This window comes from Bradyrhizobium sp. Leaf396 (assembly GCF_001424605.1).
Classification (GTDB): domain Bacteria; phylum Pseudomonadota; class Alphaproteobacteria; order Rhizobiales; family Xanthobacteraceae; genus Bradyrhizobium; species Bradyrhizobium japonicum_C.
The window spans coordinates 228922-254477 of the sequence record NZ_LMQJ01000056.1 but is presented as its reverse complement, the minus strand read 5'-3'; the positions used below and the strand labels follow the sequence as shown (position 1 = coordinate 254477).

Below are 25556 nucleotides of genomic sequence, written 5' to 3'. Positions count from 1 at the left end.
AAATCAGTGATCCGCCGGCAGCGTTTCGTCAACCGACGGAGGTTCAGCCGCCGAGCGAGCCCTTGGTGGACGGGATTTCGCCCGCCGCCTTCGGATCGATCGCAACGGCGGTGCGCAGCGCCCGCGCCAGGCCCTTGAAGCAGGACTCGGCGATATGGTGGCTGTTATCGCCATATAGGGTCTCGACGTGGAGAGTCACGCCGGCGTTGATGGCGAAGGCCTGGAACCACTCGCGCACCAGCTCGGTGTCGAACTCACCGATCTTGTCGCGGGGGAAGTCGGCCTTGAACACCAGGAACGGGCGGCCCGAGATGTCGATGACCACGCGCGTGAGCGTCTCGTCCATGGGCATGTGCACGCCGGCATAGCGCGTGATGCCCGCCATGTTGCCGAGCGCCTGCTTGACCGCCTGGCCGAGCGCGATGCCGGTGTCTTCGGTGGTATGGTGATGATCAATGTGCAGGTCGCCCACCGCCTTGACCGTGAGGTCGATGCGGGAATGGCGGGCAAGGAGATCGAGCATGTGGTCGAAAAAGCCGATGCCGGTCGCGATGTTGGCCACGCCGGTGCCATCGAGGTTCACGGTGACCTCGATGTCGGTTTCCTTGGTCTTGCGCTTGATCGTCGCGGTGCGCATTGAAAGCTGGCTTTCATCCTAGCTAGGGAGCCGAAAACGGCGGTCTTTTAACAGCCAAATGACGCCTTCGCTACTGCGGGAACGCTGCGGCAGGCCGGCACTTGCGCCTATGGTGAGCGAAATCTAGGGCCGGAACGGCCCGTTGTGCCCGTGGCCCCCACCGCCTAAATCAGGCCGGACAACGAGGATCATTCATGCAGGCTTCCCAGAACAGCTCGCCCGTCTGGCACGGCACCACGATCTTGACGGTCCGCAAGGGCGGCAGGGTGGTGGTCGGAGGCGACGGCCAGGTCTCGATCGGCCAGACCGTCATCAAGTCCAACGCCAAGAAAGTCCGCAAGCTCGGCAAGGGCGACGTCATTGGCGGCTTTGCCGGCGCCACCGCCGACGCCTTCACCCTGTTCGAGCGGCTGGAGTCCAAGCTCGAGCAATATCCGGGGCAACTGACCCGGGCGGCCGTGGAGCTCGCCAAGGACTGGCGCACCGACCGTTACCTGCGGCGGCTGGAGGCGATGATGATCGTCGCCGACAAGGACGTCTCCCTGGTGCTGACGGGCACCGGCGACGTGCTCGAGCCCGAGGCTGGCGTGATGGCGATCGGCTCCGGCGGCAATTACGCGCTGGCCGCGGCTCGGGCCCTGCTCGACACCGACAAGGACGCCGAGACCATCGTCCGCCGCTCCCTCGACATCGCCGCCGACATCTGCGTCTACACCAACCGGAATCTGACCATCGAGAGCCTGGCAACGGGGTAGGGGCTGTGGCCGGACAGCGGAGCTCCGAACTGCCTGCAACCTCTCCCGCTTGCAAGCGGGAGAGGGGGCACAGCACGGCTGTGGTCGCTAGATGATTCAAAGCTACACCTTCCGCCCGATGACCTTGGCCGACATGCCGCTGATCCGGCGCTGGCTGGACGCCCAGCATGTCGCCGAATGGTGGCACGATCCGGAGACGCTCGAATTCATCGGCGGCGACCTCGATCACCCCGACCTCGCGCAGTTCATCGTCAGCCACAACGATCGGCCCTTGGCCTATCTGCAGTGCTACCAGCTCGGCGAATGGCACGTCAGCTTCGGTCCGCACCCGGCTGGCACGCGTGGCCTCGACCAGTTCATCGGCGAGGCTGACATGCTCGGATGCGGTCACGGCTCCGCTTTCATCCGCGCCTTCATCGACCATCTCTTCGCGCGCGACGTGCCGCGCATCGTGATAGACCCGAGTCCGTCCAATACACGCGCGATTCGTGCCTATGAGAAAGCTGGATTCGTGCCGAAGCACGAGATCGTCACGCCGGATGGTCCCGCGCTCCTGATGATCCGGGACCCATGACGCTCGCCGCAAGCCCCGCCGCCAGGACCGCATTTCCGCCGCTCGCCTGGGTCGGCATCGCGCTGCTGCTGCTGGCGCTGCAGGCCTCGATCCTGCTCTTGATGGGACGCGTGCCGATCTGCACCTGCGGCACCATCAAGCTGTGGCACGGCGTGGTGAACAGCTCGGAGAATTCGCAGCACGTCGCGGACTGGTACACATTCTCGCACGTCCTGCATGGCTTCCTGTTCTACGGCCTGACCTGGCTGCTGTTCGTGCGGCTGCCGTTCCTGCCCTTGTCCTGGCCCGTCCGGCTGATCATCGCCATGCTGATCGAGGGAGCCTGGGAGATCGTCGAGAACTCACCTTTCATCATCGAGCGCTATCGCGCCGGCACGATCTCGCTGGATTATTACGGCGACAGCATCGTCAATTCGGTCTCGGACAATCTGGCCATGATCCTGGGGTTCCTTGCCGCCCGCGCGCTGCCTGCCAGTGCGACCGTCCTGCTTGGACTTGCCTTCGAGATGGTGCTGGCGCTCCACATTCGCGACAATCTGACGCTCAACATCCTGATGTTGGTCCATCCGATCGAGGCTGTGAAGCAATGGCAATCCGGGCCCCCGATCATCTGACCCAAAATGCGGCTTGTCCCAGGCCGCCTCCCGCCCTAGCTAAGCAGACATGACAGACTTCTCCCCCCGCGAAATCGTTTCCGAACTCGACCGTTTCATCGTCGGCCAGGGCGACGCCAAGCGCGCCGTCTCGATCGCGCTGCGCAACCGCTGGCGGCGCCAGCAGCTCACCGGCTCGCTTCGCGAGGAGGTGCTGCCGAAGAACATCCTGATGATCGGGCCGACCGGCGTCGGCAAGACCGAGATCGCGCGGCGACTGGCCAAGCTCGCGAACGCACCGTTCCTGAAGGTGGAAGCGACCAAGTTCACCGAGGTCGGCTATGTCGGGCGCGATGTCGAGCAGATCATCCGCGATCTCGTCGAGGTCGCGATCGCGCAGGTGCGCGAGCGCAAGCGCAAGGACGTGCAGGCGCGCGCCCAGCTTGCCGCCGAGGAGCGCGTGCTCGACGCGCTGGTCGGCGCCAACGCGAGCTCCGCCACGCGCGAGTCCTTCCGCAAGAAGCTCCGCGCCGGCGAGCTCAACGACAAGGAGATCGAGATCGAGACGCAATCGTCCGGCGGCGGCATGCCGATGTTCGAGATTCCGGGCATGCCGGGCGCGCAGATGGGCGCCATCTCGATCGGCGACATCTTCGGCAAGCTCGGCGGCCGCAGCAAGACACGACGGCTGACGGTGGAAAGCTCGCATGAGATCCTGGTGAACGAGGAATCCGACAAGCTGCTGGACACCGAGCAGCTCACGCTGGAGGCCATCAGCGCGGTCGAGAACAACGGGATCGTGTTCCTCGACGAGATCGACAAGATCTGCGCTCGCGACGGCCGCGTCGGCGGCGACGTCTCGCGCGAGGGCGTGCAACGCGACCTCCTGCCGCTGATCGAGGGCACCACGGTCTCGACCAAGCACGGCGCGGTCAAGACCGACCACATCCTGTTTATCGCCTCCGGCGCCTTCCACGTCGCAAAGCCGTCCGACCTGTTGCCGGAATTGCAGGGGCGCCTGCCGATCCGGGTCGAGCTGCAGGCGCTGACCCGCGACGACATGCGCCGCATCCTGACCGAGCCCGAGGCCTCGCTGATCAAGCAATATGTCGCCTTGATGCAGACGGAAGGCGTGACGCTCGACATCACCGACGCCGCGATCGACGCGCTCGCCGACGTCGCGGTCGCCGTCAACTCCACGGTCGAGAACATCGGGGCGCGGCGGCTGCAGACCGTGATGGAGCGGGTGCTGGACGAGATCTCCTTCACCGCTCCGGACCGCAGCGGCGAGACGGTCAAGGTGGATGCCGATTTCGTGCAGAGGCACGTCGGCGACCTCGCCAAGAACGCGGACCTGAGCCGGTTCATTTTGTGATTTGGGGCGGTCACGCTATTGATGCGGCGTGACCGTACCCATCGTGCAAAATCCGTGGCGGCTTCTGCTCGCGATTAACGCGGCGGTCATCGTTGGCGTCTTCATCCACAAGATACAGCTGCCACCTTACGTCCCCTATATCCACCTCCTCGTTGACTATCATTTCGGCTTCATCAAGCGCGCGCTGATCGGCGCAGTGGTCGCGCTATTCACCGACAAGGTGCCGGTCTGGCTGGTGTTCGCGCTCGGCGGGGCGACGTGGCTGGTGACGCTCGGGCTATATGCCAAGCTGTTCCAGAAGACCTTCGGCTTCACCGCAGGAACGCTGCCGCTGTTCGTCTTCACCGCGGGCTCGCCGTTCTTTTTGAAGAACTTCATGCACACCCTCGGCCATTTCGACATCTTTGGCTGCGCGCTGGCGATCGTCCTGCTGCTGATGCCGGCGGGCTCGCTGCTGTTCGTGGCGACGGCCGCGCTGTTCTCTATCGTTCTCGTCCTGATCCACCACATTCATCTCCTGATGTATGTGCCGGCGATCGTCACCATCGTCGTGATCAGGCATTATCTCGCCTGCGGCTGCAATCGCAGGAACGTCGCGTTCGGCGCGACCGCGCTCGCCGTCGCGTCAGCACTCTTCTTTGCGGCGCAGTTCCTGGGGACAATGCCGGTCCCCGAAGCGGACTTCGTCGGGTATCTGAAAACCCGGATGGTCGATCCGTCGCGAACCGACCTGCTGCAGTTCAGCTACATCTGGTACCAGCCACTCGCGAAGGAGATCGCCGACACGTGGGGCCGCCTGCCGCACAACATTCTCGGCGTGCCGGTGTTCGCCCTGCTGATCTGGCTGCACACGCCGCTGTGGCGCTATCTTGCGCGCCTGATCGGCGCGCTCGCGAGCGAGACACACCGCCGCCTCGTCGTCGCGGCGCTGATCGGCATCGGCCTCGCCTATGTCGTGATGTTCGCGATGGTGTTCGACTATTCGCGCTGGATCTCGAACTGGGCGGTCTGCATGTTCCTGATCCTGCATGCGGTGAAGATGCTGCCGGCAAAGCAGGAAGCTGCGCTGATCCCGGCGGAGGACCGGAAGACGAGCATCTTCGGAGTGATCATCACGCTGATCCCGCGCGTCGGAATCATCCGGCCGTTCTAGGCGAGGCTCAGTCGCAACCTCGGAAGGTGCGCTCCCTCCCCCGCGTGCGGGAGAGGGTCGGGGGAGAGGGCTTTTATCCGCGATCAGAACCCCGAGGGGAGAGAACCCTCACCCGCCGCGCTTCGCGCGACGGCCTCTCCCGCAAGCGGGAGAGGCGAGAGAGCCCGGAGCTAGGCTCATTCCTAGATCCTCGCCCGCCGGATCCGCACATACAGCGCGCCCTCGCCGCCATGGCCGATCGCGGCTTGCTCGAAGCCGACGACGAAGGCGCGGAATTCCGGCAGGCTGAGCCATTCCGGCACCTGACGGCGCAGCACGCCGCTTTCGCCGCCGCTGCGGCCCTTGCCGGTGATGACGAGCACGAAGGTCAGGCCATCATGATGGGCGCGGTGGAGAAAGCCGGACAAGGCGCGATGGGCACGCATCTGCGTCATGCCGTGCAGATCGAGCCGCGCCTCGATCTCGCTGCGGCCGCGCGACAGCCTTGTCCGCTCGCGCTTGCCGATCGGCGCAAGCGGCGGGACAGACGGTTTTGGCAGGCGCGGCGCCGGGGCCGCGGCGACCGACCGTGGCGACGACGCGGATCGCTTGGCAGGCGCGGTGGGCGGCAATTCGGCGCGCGGCGCGGCATGCGCCTTTGCAGCGCGGTGCTTCTTCAGCGGCTTGACCTGCTTTGCCACGAGGTCCCACAGCTCGCGATCCTCCTCGCTCAGCGCGCGGCGACGCGGCGAGGGGCGAGGCTCCAGCGCGGGCGGACGGGACGACCGTTTCATTGCTGCCGATGCGGGCGATTCTTCACGGGCCGGCGCGGCTCTGGAGCCGACTCGATGGCGGGACGCGGCACCGGTAGCGGGACGGGACCGGCGATGGCAACCGTTTCGTTCTTGTCCTGGGACCCGGCGGCCGCAGGCGTTGCCGCCTTGGCCGGGAGGGTTTGCGGAAACAGCTTCGCAATCTTCTCGGAGGGCCGGGGGTCCGGGACCGGCAGCTTCGCGGCGCGCGGGGCAGGATCGAGGCTCTTCGGCACCAGCATCACGAATTGCATGGGATGGCGCAGCCGGCCGGAAATGCGGCCGGCTTCCGCGCCGGCGCCGAAAAACAGATCGGCGCGCGCGGGCCCGATGATGGCGGAGCCAGTGTCCTGCGCGATCATCAGCCGGCGGAACGGGGTCTTGGCGCGGTCGGACTCGATCGGCAGCTCGCCCTCGATGAAGAACGGCGTGCCGTAAACGTGCAGCGCCTTGTCGACCGCGATCGAGCGTCCCGCCGTCAGCGGAATGCCCTGCGCGCCCACCGCCTCGTCCTTGTCGGACAGGTTGACCTCGCGGAAGAAGATGTAGGCGCGGTTGGCGCGGCGCAGCTCCTTGGCGCCGTCAGGGTTTTGCGCCATCCATTCCCTGATCTTCTGCATCGACATCTCCTCTTTCGGGATGATGCCGCGCTCGATCAGGATGCGGCCGACGGCCGTGTAGGGATAACCGTTATAGGCATCGTAATTGAGCCGAACCGAGCTGCCGTCGTCGAACCTGATCCGCGCCGAGCCCTGGATCTGGGCGAACAGGAGATCGGTCGGGTCCTTCAGCCAGGCAATCTCCAGCCCGCGGCCGGCGATCTTGCCGTCCTCGATCTCGCCGCGGTCGTAGTACGGCACCAGCTTGCGGCGGCCGATCTTGCGATAGACCGGGCCCTTGTTGGGCAGGCTGAGCGAATCCTGCTTGTAGCCGCGCACGAACAGATTGGATGGACGGCGATAGACCGGCACGTTGTAGACGTCGGTCTGGGTGCGCGATCCCTCCAGCACCGGCTCGTAATAGCCGGTGACGAAACCATCCGGCTCGCCGAGGCGCGAGATCCGTACCGGTGCGAAATTCTCCTCGAAGAAGGTCTTCGCTTTGCCGTCGTCGGCGAGGTCGAGCGTTTTGGCAGCCCGGCAAGGCTCGCTGAGCGAGTTGCCCAGGGCCTTGGGCTCGGCCGCGCCGTTCTGCGCGTTGATCGGGCGGCAGCTGGCGCGGAAGGTCTTGTAGGCGGCGAGATGATTATCGTCGTCCCAACCCTTCACGTCCGTCCAGGCCAGCGGCAGATATTGCGCGCCGGGAATCTCCAACGGCAGGGGCAGCTGCGGATAGGGCAAGGCCCGCGGCGGAGCGGCGGGCATTCGCGGAAGATGATGGTGATGGTGATGGTGATGGCTGCGATGGTGGCGACGCGCCGCCTCGGCGCCGAGCGAAAACGCTGACAGCGCGACAGCACCTGCGCAAAGCGCCGTCGCGCTGGTCTTCAGAAAGATCTTAATTCGCGCTTCCGGTGCCAACCAGCTTCCAGTTCGGATCGCGAGAGGAGGTGTCGCGGGCGAAAGTCCAGATGTCGGTGATGTCGGCGACCGTGTCGGCGCTGCCGTCCACGATGTTGCCGGCCTTGTCGCGGGTGGCCGAGATCATCTGCGAAACGAAGCGCACGGTGAGCTGGGCAGTGCGGTCGCGCATCTCGGCGCCGACGAGCTCGGCCTTGTCGATAGAGACGAAGCGCGTCTCCGTCTTCTGCTCGTTCTTCTCGCGTTCCTTGATCGCGGCGTCGAAGCTTTCATAGACGTCCGGCGACAGCAGGTCGCGGAGCGCGCGGCGGTCGCCATTGGCGAAGGCCAGCACGATCATCTCATAGGCGCCGCGGGCACCCGAGATGAAATGGCGCGGATCGAAGCTGGAATCCCTCTCGACGATGGCGTCGAGGCCCTGTGCCAGCGCAGTACCCGGCTCGGCCAGCCCCTTCCACCGATCGGCGGGCGGGGTCGGCTCGGCCGTTGGCGCCAGCGGGGCCTGATCGATCACCTTGCCCGGCATGGTCACGACGTTGTTGTCCTGGGCACCCCCCAGCGCATTGCGGGCGGCGGTACGATCGAACGGTGGCCGTTCGTTGCCGGTGCGCTGCCCCAGCACGCTACGCAGTCTCAGAAAGATAAAGACTGCCAGCGCCAGGAATATGATGGTGTAGATGTCCACGTCGTATTCGCTTTCTGGTCTTTTCAGGGCTCGCTGCCGGGAAAATCAATCCGGCCAGTAGACCGTTCCCTACGGAAACGGCAAGTCCACATCACCATTTTGGATCCACGTCAGGTCCGTGGGATGTAGGCACGAAATCTTGCTCGGCCAATGGCGCCTTTTGGCACAGCACCAAGTCTAGCGCGTTTTATGCTTAAGGGGAAACCCGATCCTGAGCGGAAATCGCGCATCTTCAAACGTTTAGGGCACAATTTCGCGGAAAGGGCACGACGAGCGTCCAAGTTACGGGCGCGGCCCCGACCCTCACATCCGGGACCGTTCGTCCTTGTGGAACGAGGCGGCCCTATGTTAGCCAACCGCCGCGAAATTCAGCCCCAATCGGGTAAGGAGAGACTTTCATGACCAACGGTAACGGCACCCCTCCCGAGGCGGCCCAGGCTCCCCAGCTCAATGTGCTGGCGCAATACACTAAGGACCTCTCATTCGAAAATCCCAACGCGCCGAGCTCGCTCCAGCAGCAGAACCAGCCGCCGCAGATCAATATCCAGATCAACGTCAGCGCCAACAATCTCAGCGAACAGGAGTTCGAGGTGACGTTGTCGATCGAGGGCAAGGCCGAGGCCGCGGCCAAGGTGATGTTCTCCTTCGAGCTCGCCTATGCCGGCGTGTTCCGGATCGCCAACGTGCCGAAGGAGAACCTGCACCCGCTGGTCATGATCGAGTGCCCGCGCCTCTTGTTCCCGTTTGCACGCGAGATCATCGCGACCGCGGTGCGGGACGGCGGGTTCCCGCCGCTGATGCTGGACCCGGTCGACTTCGTCGGTCTCTATCGCCAGAACATGGAGCGGCAAATGGCCGCTCAGGGTCAAGCCGGTCAGGCCTGAGCGGCGACCGCCGCGGCTGGAGCGGGCAGGTACTCGTTCCAGATCGCCTTGTCGCCGAGGGTTGCGATGAAGGCCCGATGGGCTTCGCGCTCGGCTTCCGTAATGCGCGGCGCGAGCGGCACCAGACGCTGCCGCCGCGGCGCATCGCCCGCGCTGGCGACCCGGATCTCCTCGCCTTCCGCAGCCAGCAGCAGCTGCGACTGCCGCGCCCCGACCAGATCGACATAGACTTCAGCCAGCAGCTCGGCGTCCAGCAGCGCACCGTGCTTGGTGCGGTGCGAATTGTCGATCGCATAGCGCGAGCAGAGATCGTCGAGCCGGTTGGACACGCCGGGATGCTTGCGCCGCGCCAACAGCAGCGTGTCCACCAGCCGCTCGCGCGGGATTGCGGCACGCTTGATGCGGTCAAGCTCGGCATTGATGAAGGCGATGTCGAACGAGGCGTTGTGGATCACCAGCGGCGCGTCGCCGATGAACTCCAGAAACTCGTCGGCAATCTCGTGGAATAGCGGCTTCGTCGCCAGGAATTCGGACGATAATCCGTGCACCGCGAAGGCTTCCGCCGGCATGTCCCGTTCAGGGTTGATGTAGACGTGGAAGCTCTGTCCCGTCGGCATGCGGTTGAAGATCTCGACGCAGCCGATTTCGACCAGGCGATCGCCGCGGAGCGGATCGAGGCCGGTGGTTTCGGTATCGAGGACGATTTCGCGCATGTCTTTAGGAAGCCGTGTGCCGCGGCGCGAATCAGGCTCGCCGCTGCGGCATCTTAACGACCTCCGCCAGGATGTGCGCGATCTGCGCCCGCACCGGTTCAAGTCCGTGTGAGCTATCCACCACGAAATCGGCGCGCTTTCGCTTCTCGGCGTCCGGCATCTGCTTGGCGATGATGGCGTCCAGCTTTGCCTCGTCCATCGTCCCGCGCGCGAGCACCCGCTGACGCTGGAGTTCGGGCGAGGTGGAGACCACGACGACGGCGTCGACCCGCTTCTCTCCGCCGGTCTCGAACAGCAGCGGGATGTCCAGCACCACGACCGGCGCGTTGGCGGTCTCGGCATCGGCGAAGAATTTCTGCCTGGAAGCACCCAGCATCGGATGAACGATCTGCTCGAGCTGCTTGATCGCGGCGGGATCATGGACGACGCGCGCCGACAGTTTTTGTCGGTCGACCTTGCCGTTCGCGGTGGTGCCGGGGAAAGCGGCCTCGATCGCGGGCGCCGCCTCGCCCTCATAGAGCTGATGGACAGCGGCATCGGCATCGTAGACGGGGACGCCGGCCTCTGCGAATAATTTCGCGGTGGTCGATTTCCCCATCCCGATCGAGCCGGTCAGTCCGAGAATCCGCATCAGCTTCCAGCCATCTCAATCATTCACACCGCAACTAGCCGTTCGCGGCGCAGGAACGCAAGCAGCGACAGCAGCGGCAGGCCGAGAATGGTGAAATGATCGCCCTCGATCCGTTCGAACAGGTGGATGCCGAGACTTTCGAGCTGATACGCCCCAACACTGGTCGTGACGGCATCGCCGGCAGCGTCGAGATAAGCCGAAAGCTCGGCATCGGTCATCTCTCGCATGCTCATGCGGGCGACCGAGACATCCTCGAAAACGATCGTGCCGTCACGCGCGACGGCCACAGCGGCATTCAGCTCGTGGGTCTTTCCGGCAAGATCGCGCAATTGCGCCAGCGCTTGTGCGCGGCCCGAAGGCTTGTTGAAGAGACGCGTTCCAAGAGCCAGCGTCTGATCGGCGCCGATCACGTAGCTCCCGGGATGACCCGCCGAAACCGCCTTGGCTTTCTCGCCCGCCAGCAGCAGGCCAATCTCGCGCGGGTTCGACAGCCTGGACGCAGCTTGAATGCCGCGCTCGTCGATATCAGCCGTGATCGCCTTGAATTCGAGGCCAGCATTGCCCAGCAGCATCTTGCGAGCGCTGCTCTGCGAGGCCAGGATCAACGGAGATGTGCCGCGCCACAGACCCATCGCCGACCCTTACTCGGAGGGCCGGTTGCGCTGGCGATCACTGTAGAGCTTCATGATCGCCGCCGCAGTCTCCTCGATCGAGCGGCGCGTGACATCCAGCAACGGCCAGTCGTGCTTGGCACTCAGCTTGCGCGCGAACGCGACCTCCTCGGTAACCGACTGCTTGTCGGTATAAGTGTCGCTGCCGGAATCGGCGCCCATGGAAAGCAGGCGATTCTGCCTGATCTGGATCAGGCGTTCCGGCGTCGCATGCAGGCTGACCACCAGCGGTCGCGTCAATGTTTCCAGTTGCGAGGGTACCGGAATGCCTGGAACCAGGGGCACGTTGGCAGTGCGAATGCCGCGATTGGCAAGATAGATCGATGTCGGCGTCTTCGAGGTGCGGGACACACCGACCAACACCACGTCGGCCTCGTCGAGACCTTCGACATGCTGACCATCGTCATGGATCATCGTGTAATTCAAAGCGTCGATCCGCTTGAAATATTCCGCATTGAGGACGTGCTGGGCGCCCACACGACCGGTGGTCGCGGCCCCGAGATAGGCTTCGAACAGCTGCATGACCGGGCCGATGATCGACAGGCTGGGAACATTGATCTCCTTGCACTTGTCCTCGAGCCTGGAGACCAGATCCTTCTCGAGCAGCGTGAACAGGACGATCCCCGGCGCCTCCTCGATCTCATCGAGCACGCGGTCGAGCTGCTTCTGGCTGCGCACCAGCGGATAAACATGCTCGACCGGCGTCACGTTGGCGTACTGGGCCGCAACCGCCCGCGCCACGGTGATGAGCGTCTCTCCCGTGGAGTCCGAGACCAGATGCAGATGGAAATAATTGTTCGAGGTCGGCACAAAAACCCTTTGAATTTCGTTGGGGTGGTTTGTGGATTTCTGTGGAGCTTAACCCCTCGTAAAGGGGTGTGCGACACCAGGGGCGGGACAACGGCCAATTTTCTTCACACCGCTGCCCATCGGAACAAGTTCGGCGCCCTGCCGAGATGGAAGCGGGATTGCGCGGACAACTCTCTTGATAAGCTGCCGACAGGCGGGAGCAAGGTCTTGAGTCCGACCGGCTTATCGGAAATCGCCGGCGCGATCCGGGATATGTGGATGGATGTGAAAAAGCACGCGTGAACTCGCGGATGGAATTGCATGAGTCCAATCCACGGTCACATAGACTCAAACCTTAAGAATCTAAGATTCTAGATTTGAGGAAGGCCCTTGGGATGGATATGTGTGCGGGGTGAGACCTTAACGAGTTCTTACTATCCCCAGCGTTCTCCGAGCTGGCATCAATCCGGGCACAGAAAATGTTCGAAGACGTCTATCTCTGGATCAAGGCGCTGCACGTGATCGCGGTCATCGCCTGGATGGCCGGCATGCTCTATCTGCCGCGGCTGTTCGTCTACCATTGCGAGGCCGAGATCGGCTCGAAGCAGTCGGAGACGTTCAAGATCATGGAGCGTCGGCTGCTGAAGGCGATCATCAACCCCGCGATGATCGTCACCTGGCTTGCCGGGCTCTATCTCGCCTGGTCCGGCCATTGGTTCTCGTTCGGCTGGCTGCACGTAAAACTGGCACTGGTCCTCGCGCTGTCCGCGGTTCACGGCTTTTTTTCGCGCTGGCTGAAGGATTTCGCCGCCGACCGTCGCCCGCGAAGCCAGAAATTCTATCGAATAATCAATGAGGTGCCGACTGTTCTGATGATTTTCATCGTCATCATGGTGATCGTGAAGCCGTTCTAGGCGACACGCGCGACGATTAGCTCAGCGCTTCGGCTTGCGGAGCGGGGAGCGATTTTCTATATTGTCGACATCCCACCCAACGCAGGCGGATGTGGTTGTGTCCGAGCTTTCCAGAGGCCGGACACCGCATCAGGTTTGAAGCCTCACCGGCGCTCACCTTGCCAGACCTGCGGACCTTACCTGCACCTGCTCGCGTCCGCATTTCAGAGCCTCCTCGCACCCCCCTCTTTTCAGGTTACCCCACAGGACCACCCCAATGCGGGAAATTAAACTTCAGGACCTCAAGTCGAAGACCCCGGCTGAGCTTGTCTCGTTCGCGGAAGAGAATGGGGTCGAGAACGCCAGCACCATGCGCAAGCAGGAGCTGCTGTTCGCCATCCTCAAGCAGCTTTCGCTGGCCGAGACCGATATCGTCGGCGAGGGCGTCGTCGAGGTTCTCTCCGACGGTTTCGGCTTCCTCCGCTCGCCCGACGCGAATTATCTGCCCGGCCCGGACGACATCTACGTTTCGCCCTCGCAGATCCGCCGCTTCGGCCTGCGCACCGGCGACACCATCGAAGGCCATATCCGCAGCCCGAAAGAGGGCGAGCGCTATTTCGCGCTGCTGAAGGTCAACACGCTCAACTTCGAGGACCCGGAAAAGGCCAAGCACAAGGTCAATTTCGACAACCTCACGCCGCTGTTTCCGAATCAGCGTTTTCGCATGGAGATCGATGATCCCACGAGGAAAGACCTGTCTGCCCGCGTGATCGACATCGTCGCACCGATCGGCAAGGGCCAGCGCGCTCTGATCGTGGCGCCGCCGCGCACCGGCAAGACCGTGCTGATGCAGAACATCGCGCATTCGATCACGCATAACCATCCCGAGTGCTATCTGATCGTGCTGCTGATCGACGAGCGTCCGGAAGAAGTCACGGACATGCAGCGCTCGGTGAAGGGCGAGGTCGTGTCCTCGACCTTCGATGAGCCGGCGGTGCGTCACGTCCAGGTCGCCGAGATGGTGATCGAAAAAGCAAAACGCCTGGTCGAGCATGGCCGCGACGTCGTGATCCTGCTCGATTCGATCACGCGCCTCGGCCGTGCCTACAACACCGTGGTGCCGTCGTCGGGCAAGGTGCTGACCGGCGGTGTCGATGCCAACGCGCTGCAGCGCCCGAAGCGCTTCTTCGGTGCCGCCCGTAACATCGAGGAGGGCGGCTCGCTGACCATCATCGCGACCGCGCTGGTTGATACCGGCAGCCGCATGGACGAAGTCATCTTCGAAGAGTTCAAGGGCACCGGCAACTCGGAACTGATCCTGGACCGCAAGGTCTCGGACAAGCGCACCTTCCCGGCGATCGATATCTCGCGCTCCGGCACCCGCAAGGAGGAACTCATCACCGATCCGCAGGTGCTCAAGAAGATGTACGTTCTCCGCCGCATCCTCAATCCGATGGGCACGATGGATGCGATCGACTTCCTGCTCGACAAGCTGCGCTCGACCAAGAGCAATTCGGAGTTCTTCGATTCCATGAACACCTGAGTGCAGTGCAGCATATCCGAGGGCGCCTCCGAACGCCCTTTTTGCTGCGCGCTCTGCTGCAGCAATCATGCAGCACGAAGGACGGGGTAAGTAGGTCTGGTTATGTTGCACTGCAATAAATGCATGCTGCGGCAACTGCTCTGGATGATCTCAGGTCGGAGATTTGCCTTTTCATCGAGAGGCGGACAAATAGGCCATGCATCCGCGTGACCAGACGATCTTTGCGCTCTCATCCGGGCGGGCGCCCAGCGCGATCGCGGTGGTACGCGTCTCGGGCGCACAAGCTGGCTCGGTGTTGACGACGCTTGCTGGCAACCCGCCGCCGCCGCGACAGGCGAGCCGGAGGTTGCTTCGGGGCGGTTCGGGCCAGCCGATCGACGATGCCGTCGTGCTCTGGTTTCCGGGACCGGCAAGTGCGACCGGCGAGGATGTCGCCGAATTTCATGTTCATGGCGGACGCGCGGTGCTCGCGGCGCTCCTCGGCGAGATTTGCAAAATTCCGAATACGAGGGCGGCTGAGCCTGGAGAGTTCACGCGGCGCGCCTTCGAGAACGGAAAGCTCGATCTGACCGAGGCCGAGGGCCTCGATGACCTCATCCATGCCGACACCGATCGCCAGCGCCGCCAGGCGCTGCGCCAGCTGCAGGGCCTCCTCGGCAATCGCGCGCGTGACTGGCGCGAGCGCATCATCGAGGCCTCGGCGCTGATCGAGGCGGGCATCGATTTTTCCGATGAGGGCGATGTGCCCGCCGAGTTGAGGGCCCCGGCGGTCAAGGCGATCAAGGCGCTGCATGACGAAATCGCAGAAGTGCTTGCGGCGCAGGGACATTCTGAACGCTTGCGCGAAGGCCTTGTGGTTGCCATCGCCGGCGAGCCGAATGTCGGCAAGTCGACGCTGATCAACCAGCTCGCGCGTCGTGAGGTTGCGATCGTCTCGCCGTATGCCGGCACGACGCGCGACGTCATCGAGGTGCAGCTCGACCTCGACGGCTATCCCGTCACGGTGATCGATACCGCCGGCATCCGCGAGACCGATGATCCCGTCGAGCAGGAAGGTGTGCGCCGGGCGCGGGCGCGGGCCGCGGACGCCGATCTCGTGCTGTGGCTGGTGGAGGGGGGGCGAGCGGGCGATCCGGACGCGATGCGCCCGCTTCGGAGATCCGGCGCCGATGATCCGTCGTCCGGCGGCGCGGTCTGGATCGTCCGCAACAAGATCGATCTCGGCAGGAACCAAGGCGCCATCGCACCGGGTGAGTTCGCTATCTCCGCCAGTCGAGGCGACGGCATCGCCGAGCTGGTCGAAGCCCTCGTGAAATTCGCCGCCAGATTCTTCGGAATGAGCGAGGGCGCATTGGTCACCCGGGCGCGTCAGCGCGATCTTCTGCAGCAGGCGCTAGACAGCTTGCACCGCAGTCTGGACCTTGTAGAACACGGCGAGGAGCTCGCGGCCGAAGAGCTGCGGGCCGCCGCCTTTGCCTTGGGCCGGCTCTTGGGCCGGGTGGATGTCGAAGACGTCCTTGGCGCCATCTTCCAGAAGTTCTGTATCGGAAAGTAGCGCTAGGTCTTCACTCTAGATTAGCCCTTGTTCCATTTCTTGTGTTTCACGTGAAACGTGGGGGTTTCGTTTCACGTGCTAGGTGGAACGCCGTCATCTTGCCAACCGGGGCGGCTCTGTTTCACGTGAAACACGAGGATGTGGTCTGCAATCGACTTGAGGAGATCGACTGGCCTAGGTGGCATCGGCAGCGCTCCATTCACTCCTCGATGCTCGTCATTGCGCGCAGCCTTTGCGAGAAAGCAGTCCAGCTTCTCGGTGCGGAGGATCGGAGGATCCGGATTGCTTCGCTGCGCTCGCAATGACGCCCTCTTTCGTTTCACGTGAAACACCGGGTTTCCCGAGGCTCCCTCTACTGTGCATGGGGTTGTTTTCGCGAAAACATCCGCCACCCGCGTGGCTCGTGTTTCACGTGAAACAGCCGCTTCCAGTTTCCGCTTCCCGCTTTTCCGCCCCTGAGCTAGAAGTCCCCTATGCGAACAGAGCGAGCAAGTTTCGACGTCATCGTGATTGGCGGCGGCCACGCCGGCTGTGAAGCTGCGGCCGCTTCGGCCCGGATGGGCGCCTTGACCGCTCTGGTAACGCATCGTTTCTCCACCGTTGGCGCAATGTCCTGCAATCCGGCCATCGGCGGCTTGGGCAAGGGGCATCTGGTCCGCGAAGTTGATGCGCTCGATGGTCTGATGGGCCGTGTCGGTGACGCCGGCGGCATCCAGTTCAGGGTGCTCAACCGCCGGAAGGGTCCGGCCGTCCGCGGTCCCCGGGCCCAGGCGGACAGAAAGCTTTATGCGGCTGCCATGCAAGCCGCCATCTTGGAGACCGAGGGTCTTTCCGTCATTGAGGGGGAAGCCGACGAGCTGATTACGGCCGACGGCCGGGTGACCGGACTGCGCCTGGCTGATGGCCGCGAGCTCCGGGCAGGGGCCGTCGTAGTCACCACAGGGACCTTCCTCCGCGGTCTGATCCATCTGGGAGAAAAGAACTGGCCCGCAGGTCGGGTTGGCGAGGCGCCGGCGATGGGTCTTTCCGGCTCCTTTGAGCGCGCCGGCTTTACACTCGGACGCCTCAAGACCGGGACGCCGCCGCGCCTCGACGGCACCACGATCGACTGGTCTGCAGTCGAGATGCAGCCCGGAGACGATCCGCCAGAGCCGTTCTCGGTGATGACCGAACGGATCACGACTCCGCAAATCCAGTGTGGCATCACCCGGACCACAGCCGTCACCCACGAGGTGATCCGGGCCAATGTGCATCGATCCCCGATGTATTCCGGGCAGATCAAGAGCTCCGGTCCGCGCTATTGTCCTTCGATCGAGGACAAGATCGTCCGCTTTGGCGATCGGGATGGCCATCAGATCTTCCTGGAGCCGGAAGGGCTCGACGACAGCACGGTCTATCCCAACGGCATCTCGACATCGCTTCCCGAGGAAGTTCAGCTCGCGATCCTCGCCAGCATTCCCGGTCTGGAGCGGGTGAAGATGGTCCGCCCGGGCTATGCCATCGAGTACGACCACATCGATCCCCGCGAGCTCGATCCGACCCTGCAGACCAAGCGGCTGCGCGGCCTGTTCCTGGCCGGGCAGATCAATGGCACCACCGGGTACGAGGAGGCCGCCGGGCAGGGCATCGTGGCCGGCCTGAATGCGGCCTTGTCCGCCAGTGGGGCCGCACTGACGGTGTTCGACCGGGCTGACGGCTATCTTGGCGTGATGATCGATGACCTCGTCACCCGCGGGATCAGTGAGCCCTATCGGATGTTCACCTCCAGGGCCGAGTATCGTTTGACGCTACGGGCCGACAATGCGGACCAGCGTCTGACAGAGAAGGGCATCGCCTTGGGATGTGTCGGCAGGGCTCGAACCCGGCACCACCGCACCAAGATGGACGCCCTGAATGCGGCCCGAGCACTGTCGAAGTCTCTGACCATCACCCCGAACGAGGCGATCAAGCACGGCCTTTCACTCAATCGGGACGGCCAACGCCGCTCCGCCTTCGAGCTGATGGCGTATCCCGAGATCGGCTGGAGCCAAGTCCGCGCGATCTGGCCGGAGCTGGCCGCGGTTGATCCGGTTATCGCCACGCATCTCGAGATCGACGCCAAGTACGACGTCTATCTGGAGCGCCAGAGTGCCGACGTTGAGGCCTTCCGGCGCGACGAGGGGTTGGTTCTGTCGGAGGTCGATTACCAGATGGTCCCCGGTCTCTCCAACGAGGTCCGTGGGAAGCTGGAGAAGGCGCGCCCGTTCACGGTCGGCCAAGCTGGCCGGATCGATGGTATGACGCCGGCGGCGCTCGGTATCCTTGCGGCGTATCTCCGCCGTGAAGCTCGGAAGAATTCCAAGGCAATCGCATAGGCGTTTCACGTGAAACAGCGCGGACCGGGTGGGGAACGACCGCTCTCGCGGCGGCCAACGGCAGGCGAGGGCGCCGGTGGGCACGCTGAGCCAGGACCGCCCAGACCGAAGATCGAGAAGGCCAGCGCCAACGATCGATCGCTCGACGCGATCATCGCGGCCGACAAGGTCGCCGCGCTCAAGCTCGCGCCTGTTTCACATGAAACAGAGGTCCGCCTCGATCGCTACATCGCGCTGCTCCGCGAGTGGCAATCCAAGACCAATCTGATCGCGCCTTCGACACTGCCAAACCTCTGGACACGGCACATCGCCGACTCCCTTCAGCTCGTCGATCTCGCGCCGACCGCAAGACGCTGGGCCGACCTCGGCAGCGGCGGCGGTTTTCCAGGCGTGGTCCTAGCCTGTGTGATGGCGGGCAAGCCGGGCGCGAGCGTCCACCTCGTCGAGCGAATCGCGAAGAAGGCTGCCTTTTTGCGCGAAGCGATCCGCGTCACCACATCTCCGGGAGTCGTACATCTCGCTGAGATCGGGGATAATGTGGATAGAATCACCGGCCCCGTCGATTGCGTCACCGCGCGTGCACTGGCTCCGCTACATCAACTCATCGGCTTTGCGGAGCCCCTCATGCGCAAAGGCGCAAAGGCATTGTTTCCGAAAGGTCAAGATGTAGAGGCTGAATTGACCGAAGCCACTAAATATTGGAGTATCCAGCCCAAGCTGCATCCAAGCCGAACTGGGGACGGGTGGATCGTGGAGCTGACGTCCGCCGAACGGCAAGGCTGAGGCGTTCAGGGGTGAGTGGGGAATTGCGATGAGCGTGATTGACGAACCAGGCCAAGAACAGTCGGCCCAGGACAAGGCAGCGGAGGTCCCGCACGGCCACCCGCGCATCCTTGCGCTGGCGAATCAAAAGGGCGGCGTGGGAAAGACAACCACAGCGATCAATCTTGGCACGGCGCTCGCTGCAATCGGCGAGCGCGTCCTGATCGTCGACCTCGATCCCCAGGGCAACGCCTCGACCGGGCTCGGCATCGACCGCCGCAACCGCTCCCTCTCGACCTATGACGTGCTGGTCGGCGAAGCCGCCTTGCGCGAAGCGGTGGTCTCGACCGCGGTGCCGCGGCTGCACATCGCGCCTTCGACCATGGACCTCTCCGGCCTCGAGCTCGAGCTTGGCACCACACCCGGCCGCGCCTTCAAGCTGCGCGATGCGATCGGCGCGCTGAACAACAACGTCTCGCCGGACGCCGACTACACCTATGTTCTGATCGACTGCCCGCCTTCGCTCAACCTGCTCACCGTCAACGCGATGGCTGCGTCGGATGCGATCCTGGTGCCGCTGCAATGCGAGTTCTTCGCGCTCGAAGGTCTGTCGCAACTCTTGCAGACCGTTGAGCAGGTGCGCTCGACGCTCAACCCGAACCTGTCGATCCACGGCATCGTGCTGACCATGTTCGACTCGCGCAACAACCTCTCGAACCAGGTCGTCGCCGATGTGCGCCAGTTCATGGGCGAGAAGGTCTACAAGACCATGATCCCGCGCAACGTGCGCATCTCGGAGGCGCCGTCCTACGGCAAGCCGGTGCTGGTCTACGATCTCAAATGCGTCGGCAGCGAAGCTTACCTGCGGCTTGCGACCGAGGTGATCCAGCGCGAGCGCGAGCTGCGAACGACGCATTGAATCCAGACGTGTCATTCCGGACAATTTGCGGCACGCGAACTGAGCCGGAGTCCCGAGATTTGGAATTGAGCAACGCCGGGAGTCCGGGTTCGCACTTCGCGCACTCCGGAACGACGGGACCAGAGTAGCAGGAGCGTTCGAGTTGAATCCAAGGGAGCTGGCGATGGCCGACGAAGCGCGTTCGCGACTGGGCCGAGGTCTTGCGAGTCTGATCGGTGATGTCGGCGGCGAGGCTCAGCATGTCGATCGTCCGCGCGCGCAGCGCAAGGTGCCGATCGAATTCATCAAGCCCAACCCGCGCAATCCGCGCCGTACCTTTTCGGACACCGAGCTGAAGGAGCTCAGCGATTCGATCAAGCAGCACGGCGTGATCCAGCCGATCGTGGTGCGCCCGGTGAAGGGCGTGCATGACCGCTACGAGATCATCGCCGGCGAGCGGCGCTGGCGCGCCTCGCAGATGGCCGGTCTCCATGAGGTGCCGATCGTCCCCGTCGATATCAGCGACAGCGATGCGCTGGAGTTCGCAATCATCGAGAACGTGCAGCGCGAGGATCTCAACCCAATGGAGGAGGCGCAGGGCTATCACGCACTCGCCAACGAGTTCAAACGCAGCCAGGAGGACATCGCCAAGGTCGTCGGCAAGAGCCGCAGCCACGTCGCCAACATGATGCGGCTGACGAAGCTGCCGGCCGAGGTGCAGGCCTTCATCGCAACCGGCGAGCTGACCGCGGGTCACGCCCGTGCGCTGATCGGCGTGCCGGATCCGCTCGCGGCCGCCAAGCGCATCGTCGAAGAGGGCCTCAACGTTCGCCAGGCCGAGGCGCTGGCGCATGAAGAGGGTGTGCCCGAGCGCAAGCCGCAGAAGGCGCGCGCCAGCGGTGGCAAGGAAAAGGATCCTGACACGATCGATCTGGAGAAGCGCGTCAGCGACGCGCTCGGGCTCAAGGTCACCGTCAACCACCGCGATCCCGGCGGCTCCGTGCAGATCAACTACCGCAACCTCGATCAGCTCGACGAGGTGATGAAGCGGCTGGCCAAGGGCGCGCTGTAGCCTGGGTCGTCGTTCCGGGCCGGCGATGCGAGTCCCGGAATATCGCACGGCGTAGTCACGTCTTTCCCTCGTCCTGGGGGAGCCGCGGAGCGGCGTCTCGAGGCGAGGGAAAGAGACGGGCCTGCATCCTTCGAGACGCGCGCAAGAGCGCGCTGCTCGGGAAGAGGGGCCACGGCAGTCACCGTGACGCGGCATTCTCTCAACACGTCATTGCGAGGAGCGTCAGCGACGAAGCAATCCAGAATCCTTCCGCGGAGGGAGTCTGGATTGCTTCGCGGAGCCTGTCATCGGGCGGCGCTTCGCGCGGACCCGTTGGCTCGCAATGACGTGGAGAGAGTTGCGTCCGCAATGACGTGGCGCGAGAGCGGCGCCTAGCCCCGGCGCTTTGCATTCGCGGCGATCGCCATCAGCGCGCGTTGGGCGATGGCGGCGGCGAGCGTGGATTGCCTGCGGGTATCGAGCGCAGCGGTTGCGAGCTGCTCGATGATGGCGGCAAGCCGGGCTGGGGTGAAATTGCGCAGCGCGGTTTCGACCGCGGGCTTTCGCGAAAAATGCAGGCGCGGGAAGCCGCCGTCGAGCACGGCGGACGCAGGCGTACCGTCGGCGATCGCGAGCGCAGACTTGTGCAGCCACGCGGCCTGGCGTTGTGCGGCCGAGATGATCACGCCGGGATAGGTGCCGGCGATCATGGCCTTTGCGAACTCGCTTTCGACGATGTCGGGCCTTCCGGCAAAGGCGCCGTCGACGATCGGGTCGAGCTTCAGCTCGGAGGCGTCGGCGACCACGGCCATCACGTCCTCCAGCGTCACCTCGCCCTTGCCGTGGGCGTAGAGCGTCAGCTTGCGCAACTCGTTGCGCGAGGCCTGGCGGTCGCCGCCGAGGAACGACATCAGCGCCGCGCGGGCATCCTGCGCGATGCGCAAATTGGCGATGCGGAGTTCGTCCTCCATCAGCCTCGCAAGATCGCGCTCGGTGTCGGGATAGCAGCCGATCGCCACGGCGGTCTTGGCCTTCTCGCAGGTCTTGCGCAGTGGCGATTCGGGACGGAGCTCGCCGGCCTCGATCACGATGCGGCAATCCCTCACGCTCATCTCGGCCAGCGTCTCGATTCCGCTGGCAAAGCTGCGCGAACCGGCGCGAACGCGGATGGCGCGGCGGCCGCCGAACAGCGGCACCGTCATGGCCTCGTCGACGAGGCGAGAGGGTTCGGCCGAGAGCTCGTCGCCATCGAGCTTGACCAGCGAAAACGGATCGTTGGGATCGTCCACGGCCGAGGCGATCAGCGCATCGGCGCGCTCGCGCACGAGGCCGGCATCGGGTCCGTACAGCAGGATGATGGGGCGGCCCGCATCGGGACGGGCGAGGAAAGCGTCGATCTCTTTTCCGCGCAATGCGACCATGGTCCAGATCGTCATTCCGGGGCGCGCGCAGCGCGAGCCCGGAATCCAGAGGTTTGGGATCAAATCCCGGGTTCGCGCTGCGGGCGCCCGGGAATGGCGGGAATGACCTACGTGCCCGCGGTGAAGAACGAGGCGAGGCGGGTCGTGATGTTCTCGGCAATCTCGTTGGCGGCGCGATCTTCGGCATCGCGCACGGCGCGGGTGCGCGAGAAGCGCTGATAAGATCCCGGCATGTCGTAGGACACGCGCGAGAAGGTCGAGCCGGACATGACGGACTTGCCGGTCACGACTTCGACCAGGTTGTACTGGGCGTCGATGCCGAGATTCTCGCTGGTCGGCAGTCCCGTCGTGGCGCTGACGATCAGCGAGGAGCGGGTGGTGGTGAAGCGGATGTCCAGCCGGTGGGTCGGCGGCATGCCGGTCGCCGTGCCGTAAAGCTTGAAGGCCAGCGCGTTGCGGATCTCGACGCCGACGCGGGCTTCGCGGGACGCGTTGGGCTTGTTGATGGGGGGCAGCTCGACCCCCATCAGCTTCTCGCGCAGGCCGGGGGTCCCGTCGTTCCGCTCGGCGTACATCGGCTGGAAGCAGCCGGCCGTCAGCGCCGCCAGGGCGGCGACCGCCAGCAAGCGGGCTGCGATGCGGATCCTAGCCGACAACATTCACGATCCTCTTGGGGACGATGATCACCTTGCGGACGGGCTTGCCGTCCAGGGCCAGCTTTACCGCATCGAGGGCCAAAACGGCAGCCTCGATTTCCGGATTCTGGGCCAGTGTTGCAACTGTGACCTCACCCCGCTTCTTGCCGTTGACCTGGACCACCAGGGTCACGCTGTCTTCAACCAGCAGATCGCGTTCGATTTTGGGCCAATTGGCCTCCGAAACCAGCCCCTTCTGGCCGAGAACCTGCCAGCACTCCTCGGCCAGATGCGGCATCATCGGGGAGAACAGCTGGACCAGGATCTGGCTGGCTTCACCGATCGCCCAGGCGAGGTCCGGGGCGGGCTGGCCGGGGCGCTGCAGCACCTCGGAGAATGCATTGGTGAATTCGCGGATATGGGCGAGGCAGACGTTGAAGTGCAGCCGCTCGATCCCGGTGGTGACCTTGTCGAGCGCACCATGGGCGGCCTTGCGCAAGGCGGTGGCGTCCGGACCGAAGCTGGCCGGCCGGGCCGCCGGCGCGGCCTTGGCGAGCGCGACGCAATCGTTCACCAGGCGCCACAGCCGCTGCACGAAGCGCGAGGCGCCCTGGACGCGCTCGTCGCTCCAGATCACGTCGCGGTCGGGCGGTGAGTCCGACAGCATGAACCAGCGGGCGACGTCGGCGCCGTAGGTCTCGATGATGTCGTCGGGGTCGACGGTATTCTTCTTCGACTTCGACATCTTCTCGATCGGACCGATCTGGATGTCTTCGCCGGTGGCCAGCAGCGTCGCGCGGCGCCCGTTGCCGCCAACCTCGACCTTGACCTCGGCCGGCTGCACATAGGAGCCGTCGGCCTTCTGGTAGGTCTCGTGCACCACCATGCCTTGCGTGAACATGCCGGCGAACGGCTCGTCGAGCGCGATGTGCCCGGTCGCCTTCATCGCGCGGGTGAAGAAGCGGCTGTAGAGCAGATGCAGGATCGCGTGCTCGACGCCGCCGATATACTGGTCGACCGGCAGCATCCGGTTGGCCACCGCGGGCGTCGTCGGCGCATTCTCGTTCCAGGGATCGGTGAAGCGGGCGAAGTACCAGGACGAATCCACGAAGGTGTCCATGGTGTCGGTCTCGCGCTGCGCCTTGCCGCCGCATTTGAGGCAGGTGACGTGCTTCCAGGTCGGATGGTGGTCGAGCGCGTTGCCGGGCTTGTCGAAGGTCGCATCGTCGGGCAGCTTCACCGGCAGGTCGGCATCAGGCACCGGCACCACGTCGCATTTCGGACAGTGGATGACGGGAATCGGGCAGCCCCAATAGCGCTGGCGCGAAATGCCCCAGTCGCGCAGGCGGAAATTGACCTGCCGCTCGCCCACCGGCGCATTGCCGCGCAGCTCCGTCTCGAGACGCCTCGCCACCTCTTCCTTGGCCTGCTCGATGGTCATGCCGTCGAGGAAGCGCGAATTGATCATGCGGCCGTCACCGTCATAGGCGGTGTCGGTGATGACGAAGGACTTGGGATCCTGGCCTTCAGGGCACACGACAGGCGTGTTGCCGAGGTCGTACTTGTTGACGAAGTCGAGGTCGCGCTGGTCGTGCGCCGGGCAGCCGAAGATGGCGCCGGTGCCGTATTCCATCAGCACGAAATTGGCGACATAGACCGGCAGCTTCCAGCTGGGATCGAACGGGTGCACCGCGCGGATGCCGGTGTCGAAACCCTGCTTCTCCGCGGTATCGATGATCTCCTGCGCGGTGCCGATCTTCTTGATCTCCGCGATGAACTCGGCAAGCTCGGGGTTCTTCGCGGCTGCGGCCTGCGCCAGCGGATGATCGGCCGAGATCGCCATGAACTTCGCACCGAACAGCGTGTCGGGGCGCGTGGTGAAGATCTTCAGCTCGCTCTCGCCTGCCGGCGTCGTCGCTGCATCGAGCGCGAAACGGATCAGCAGGCCCTCGGAGCGGCCGATCCAGTTGCGCTGCATCAGCCGCACCTTGTCGGGCCAGCGGTCCAGCCCGTCCAGCGCGCTCAAGAGCTCCTGCGAGTACTTCGTGATCTTGAAGACCCACTGGTTCATCTCGCGCTGCTCGACCACGGCGCCCGAACGCCAGCCCCGGCCGTCGATCACCTGCTCGTTGGCGAGCACGGTCATGTCGACGGGGTCCCAGTTCACCTTGCGCTTCTCGCGCTCGGCAAGCCCCGCGCGCAGGAAGTCCAGAAACATCTTCTGCTGGTGCTTGTAGTAGGAGGGATCGCAGGTCGCGATCTCCCTGGACCAGTCCAGCGACAGCCCGATGGAGCGGAGCTGCTTCTTCATCGCGGCGATGTTGTCGTAGGTCCATGCCTTGGGCGCCACCTTGCGCTCGATCGCGGCATTCTCCGCCGGCAGGCCGAAGGCATCCCAACCCATCGGATGCAGCACGTTGAAGCCCTTGGCGCGCATGAAGCGGGCGAGCACGTCGCCCAGCGTGTAATTCCGGACGTGACCGATATGGATGCGCCCGGAGGGATAGGGGAACATCTCAAGCACGTAATATTTCGGCCGCGGATCATCGTTCTTGGAGACGAAGATCTTCTGCTCGTCCCAGAGGCGTTGCCAGCGCGGTTCGGCGTCGCGGGCGTTATAGCGTTCGGAGGTCATGGAATCGTTGGGCTTTTCGTGGGTTCGGCCGGCTTAAG

Annotated in this window: 24 protein-coding genes; 13 read left to right on the top strand and 11 right to left on the bottom strand. The window is 64.2% G+C overall.

All coding sequences use genetic code 11. The features are described 5' to 3' along the window. Positions 1-43: 43 nt before the first annotated feature. Positions 44-637: an imidazoleglycerol-phosphate dehydratase HisB gene (gene hisB / locus ASG57_RS30795; RefSeq protein ID WP_024338685.1), complete on the bottom strand. Its 594-nt coding sequence runs from the start codon at positions 635-637 to the stop codon at positions 44-46. A gap of 194 nt (positions 638-831) precedes the next feature. Between hisB and hslV the strand changes: the two genes are divergently transcribed. From hslV to ASG57_RS30770, 5 genes are all read left to right on the top strand, one after another. Beyond that, positions 832-1392, top strand: coding sequence for an ATP-dependent protease subunit HslV (gene hslV, locus ASG57_RS30790; RefSeq protein WP_024338686.1), 561 nt, complete (start codon positions 832-834; stop codon positions 1390-1392). Between the two features lie 91 nt (positions 1393-1483). Then, a complete protein-coding gene (locus ASG57_RS30785; protein ID WP_057198778.1) occupies positions 1484-1966 on the top strand; it encodes a GNAT family N-acetyltransferase in 483 nt (160 codons plus the stop codon). Beyond that, complete coding sequence (locus ASG57_RS30780; RefSeq protein WP_024338687.1) at positions 1963-2580, top strand: DUF2585 domain-containing protein; 618 nt, start codon at positions 1963-1965, stop codon at positions 2578-2580. Before ASG57_RS30785 ends, ASG57_RS30780 begins: the two co-directional genes overlap by 4 nt. A 49-nt stretch (positions 2581-2629) precedes the next feature. After that, complete coding sequence (hslU, locus tag ASG57_RS30775) at positions 2630-3934, top strand: ATP-dependent protease ATPase subunit HslU (protein ID WP_024338688.1); 1305 nt, start codon at positions 2630-2632, stop codon at positions 3932-3934. Between the two features lie 28 nt (positions 3935-3962). Continuing rightward, positions 3963-5087, top strand: coding sequence for a hypothetical protein (locus ASG57_RS30770; protein WP_057198777.1), 1125 nt, complete (start codon positions 3963-3965; stop codon positions 5085-5087). 182 nt (positions 5088-5269) lie between these two features. Here the strand turns inward: ASG57_RS30770 and ASG57_RS30765 are convergent, their stop codons facing one another. Genes ASG57_RS30765 through ASG57_RS30755 form a run of 3 tightly spaced genes read right to left on the bottom strand, consistent with a single transcriptional unit; the run spans position 5270 to position 8083 of the window. Further along, positions 5270-5860: a Smr/MutS family protein gene (locus ASG57_RS30765; protein WP_057198776.1), complete on the bottom strand. Its 591-nt coding sequence runs from the start codon at positions 5858-5860 to the stop codon at positions 5270-5272. Then, complete coding sequence (gene mltA, locus ASG57_RS30760; protein ID WP_057198775.1) at positions 5857-7398, bottom strand: murein transglycosylase A; 1542 nt, start codon at positions 7396-7398, stop codon at positions 5857-5859. The genes ASG57_RS30765 and mltA overlap by 4 nt, the downstream gene beginning before the upstream one ends. After that, entirely contained in the window at positions 7376-8083 is a 708-nt protein-coding gene (locus ASG57_RS30755; protein WP_024338692.1) for a Tim44/TimA family putative adaptor protein, read from the bottom strand. Before ASG57_RS30755 ends, mltA begins: the two co-directional genes overlap by 23 nt. A 398-nt stretch (positions 8084-8481) precedes the next feature. On the opposite strand from ASG57_RS30755, the gene secB reads away from it, so the two are divergent. Beyond that, the gene (secB, locus tag ASG57_RS30750) at positions 8482-8967 is read left to right on the top strand and encodes a protein-export chaperone SecB (RefSeq protein ID WP_024338693.1); all 486 of its coding nucleotides are present in this window, start codon (positions 8482-8484) and stop codon (positions 8965-8967) included. On the opposite strand, the gene dnaQ is transcribed toward secB, so the two are convergent. The 4 genes from dnaQ to ASG57_RS30730 are packed head-to-tail and all read right to left on the bottom strand — an operon-like array spanning position 8958 to position 11792. After that, on the bottom strand, positions 8958-9680 hold the full coding sequence (dnaQ, locus tag ASG57_RS30745; protein WP_024338694.1) for a DNA polymerase III subunit epsilon: 723 nt from the start codon (positions 9678-9680) through the stop codon (positions 8958-8960). The two genes, secB and dnaQ, sit on opposite strands and share 10 nt — an antisense overlap. A gap of 31 nt (positions 9681-9711) precedes the next feature. Further along, on the bottom strand, positions 9712-10311 hold the full coding sequence (gene coaE / locus ASG57_RS30740) for a dephospho-CoA kinase (RefSeq protein ID WP_024338695.1): 600 nt from the start codon (positions 10309-10311) through the stop codon (positions 9712-9714). Between the two features lie 23 nt (positions 10312-10334). Further along, positions 10335-10943 carry a Maf family protein gene (locus ASG57_RS30735; RefSeq protein WP_057198774.1) on the bottom strand — a complete coding sequence of 203 codons (609 nt, stop codon included), beginning with the start codon at positions 10941-10943 and terminating at the stop codon, positions 10335-10337. Between the two features lie 9 nt (positions 10944-10952). Further along, positions 10953-11792 carry a pyruvate, water dikinase regulatory protein gene (locus tag ASG57_RS30730; RefSeq protein WP_024338697.1) on the bottom strand — a complete coding sequence of 280 codons (840 nt, stop codon included), beginning with the start codon at positions 11790-11792 and terminating at the stop codon, positions 10953-10955. A gap of 458 nt (positions 11793-12250) precedes the next feature. On the opposite strand from ASG57_RS30730, the gene hemJ reads away from it, so the two are divergent. From hemJ to ASG57_RS30690, 7 genes are all read left to right on the top strand, one after another. Further along, positions 12251-12685, top strand: a complete 435-nt coding sequence (gene hemJ, locus ASG57_RS30720) for a protoporphyrinogen oxidase HemJ (RefSeq protein WP_024338699.1) — start codon at positions 12251-12253, stop codon at positions 12683-12685. A 256-nt stretch (positions 12686-12941) separates the two neighbouring features. Then, positions 12942-14207 (top strand): transcription termination factor Rho, encoded by a 1266-nt coding sequence (gene rho, locus ASG57_RS30715; RefSeq protein ID WP_011083462.1) that lies wholly within the window; start codon positions 12942-12944, stop codon positions 14205-14207. A gap of 196 nt (positions 14208-14403) precedes the next feature. After that, complete coding sequence (gene mnmE, locus ASG57_RS30710) at positions 14404-15762, top strand: tRNA uridine-5-carboxymethylaminomethyl(34) synthesis GTPase MnmE (protein ID WP_057198773.1); 1359 nt, start codon at positions 14404-14406, stop codon at positions 15760-15762. A 473-nt stretch (positions 15763-16235) separates the two neighbouring features. After that, positions 16236-18116, top strand: coding sequence for a tRNA uridine-5-carboxymethylaminomethyl(34) synthesis enzyme MnmG (gene mnmG, locus ASG57_RS30705; protein ID WP_057198772.1), 1881 nt, complete (start codon positions 16236-16238; stop codon positions 18114-18116). 150 nt (positions 18117-18266) lie between these two features. Then, positions 18267-18899: a 16S rRNA (guanine(527)-N(7))-methyltransferase RsmG gene (gene rsmG, locus ASG57_RS30700; protein ID WP_230646616.1), complete on the top strand. Its 633-nt coding sequence runs from the start codon at positions 18267-18269 to the stop codon at positions 18897-18899. A 28-nt stretch (positions 18900-18927) separates the two neighbouring features. Beyond that, positions 18928-19797 (top strand): ParA family protein, encoded by an 870-nt coding sequence (locus tag ASG57_RS30695; protein WP_024338703.1) that lies wholly within the window; start codon positions 18928-18930, stop codon positions 19795-19797. A 163-nt stretch (positions 19798-19960) separates the two neighbouring features. Next, positions 19961-20848 (top strand): ParB/RepB/Spo0J family partition protein, encoded by an 888-nt coding sequence (locus tag ASG57_RS30690; protein WP_057198770.1) that lies wholly within the window; start codon positions 19961-19963, stop codon positions 20846-20848. A gap of 371 nt (positions 20849-21219) precedes the next feature. Here the strand turns inward: ASG57_RS30690 and holA are convergent, their stop codons facing one another. The 3 genes from holA to leuS all read right to left on the bottom strand — a co-directional run bounded on the left by holA (position 21220) and on the right by leuS (position 25518). Continuing rightward, positions 21220-22248: a DNA polymerase III subunit delta gene (gene holA / locus ASG57_RS30685; protein WP_024338705.1), complete on the bottom strand. Its 1029-nt coding sequence runs from the start codon at positions 22246-22248 to the stop codon at positions 21220-21222. Positions 22249-22355: 107 nt separating this feature from the next. Further along, positions 22356-22907 carry an LPS assembly lipoprotein LptE gene (gene lptE, locus ASG57_RS30680; RefSeq protein WP_024338706.1) on the bottom strand — a complete coding sequence of 184 codons (552 nt, stop codon included), beginning with the start codon at positions 22905-22907 and terminating at the stop codon, positions 22356-22358. Further along, the gene (leuS, locus tag ASG57_RS30675; protein WP_057198769.1) at positions 22894-25518 is read right to left on the bottom strand and encodes a leucine--tRNA ligase; all 2625 of its coding nucleotides are present in this window, start codon (positions 25516-25518) and stop codon (positions 22894-22896) included. Before leuS ends, lptE begins: the two co-directional genes overlap by 14 nt. Between the last annotated feature and the right edge of the window lie 38 nt (positions 25519-25556).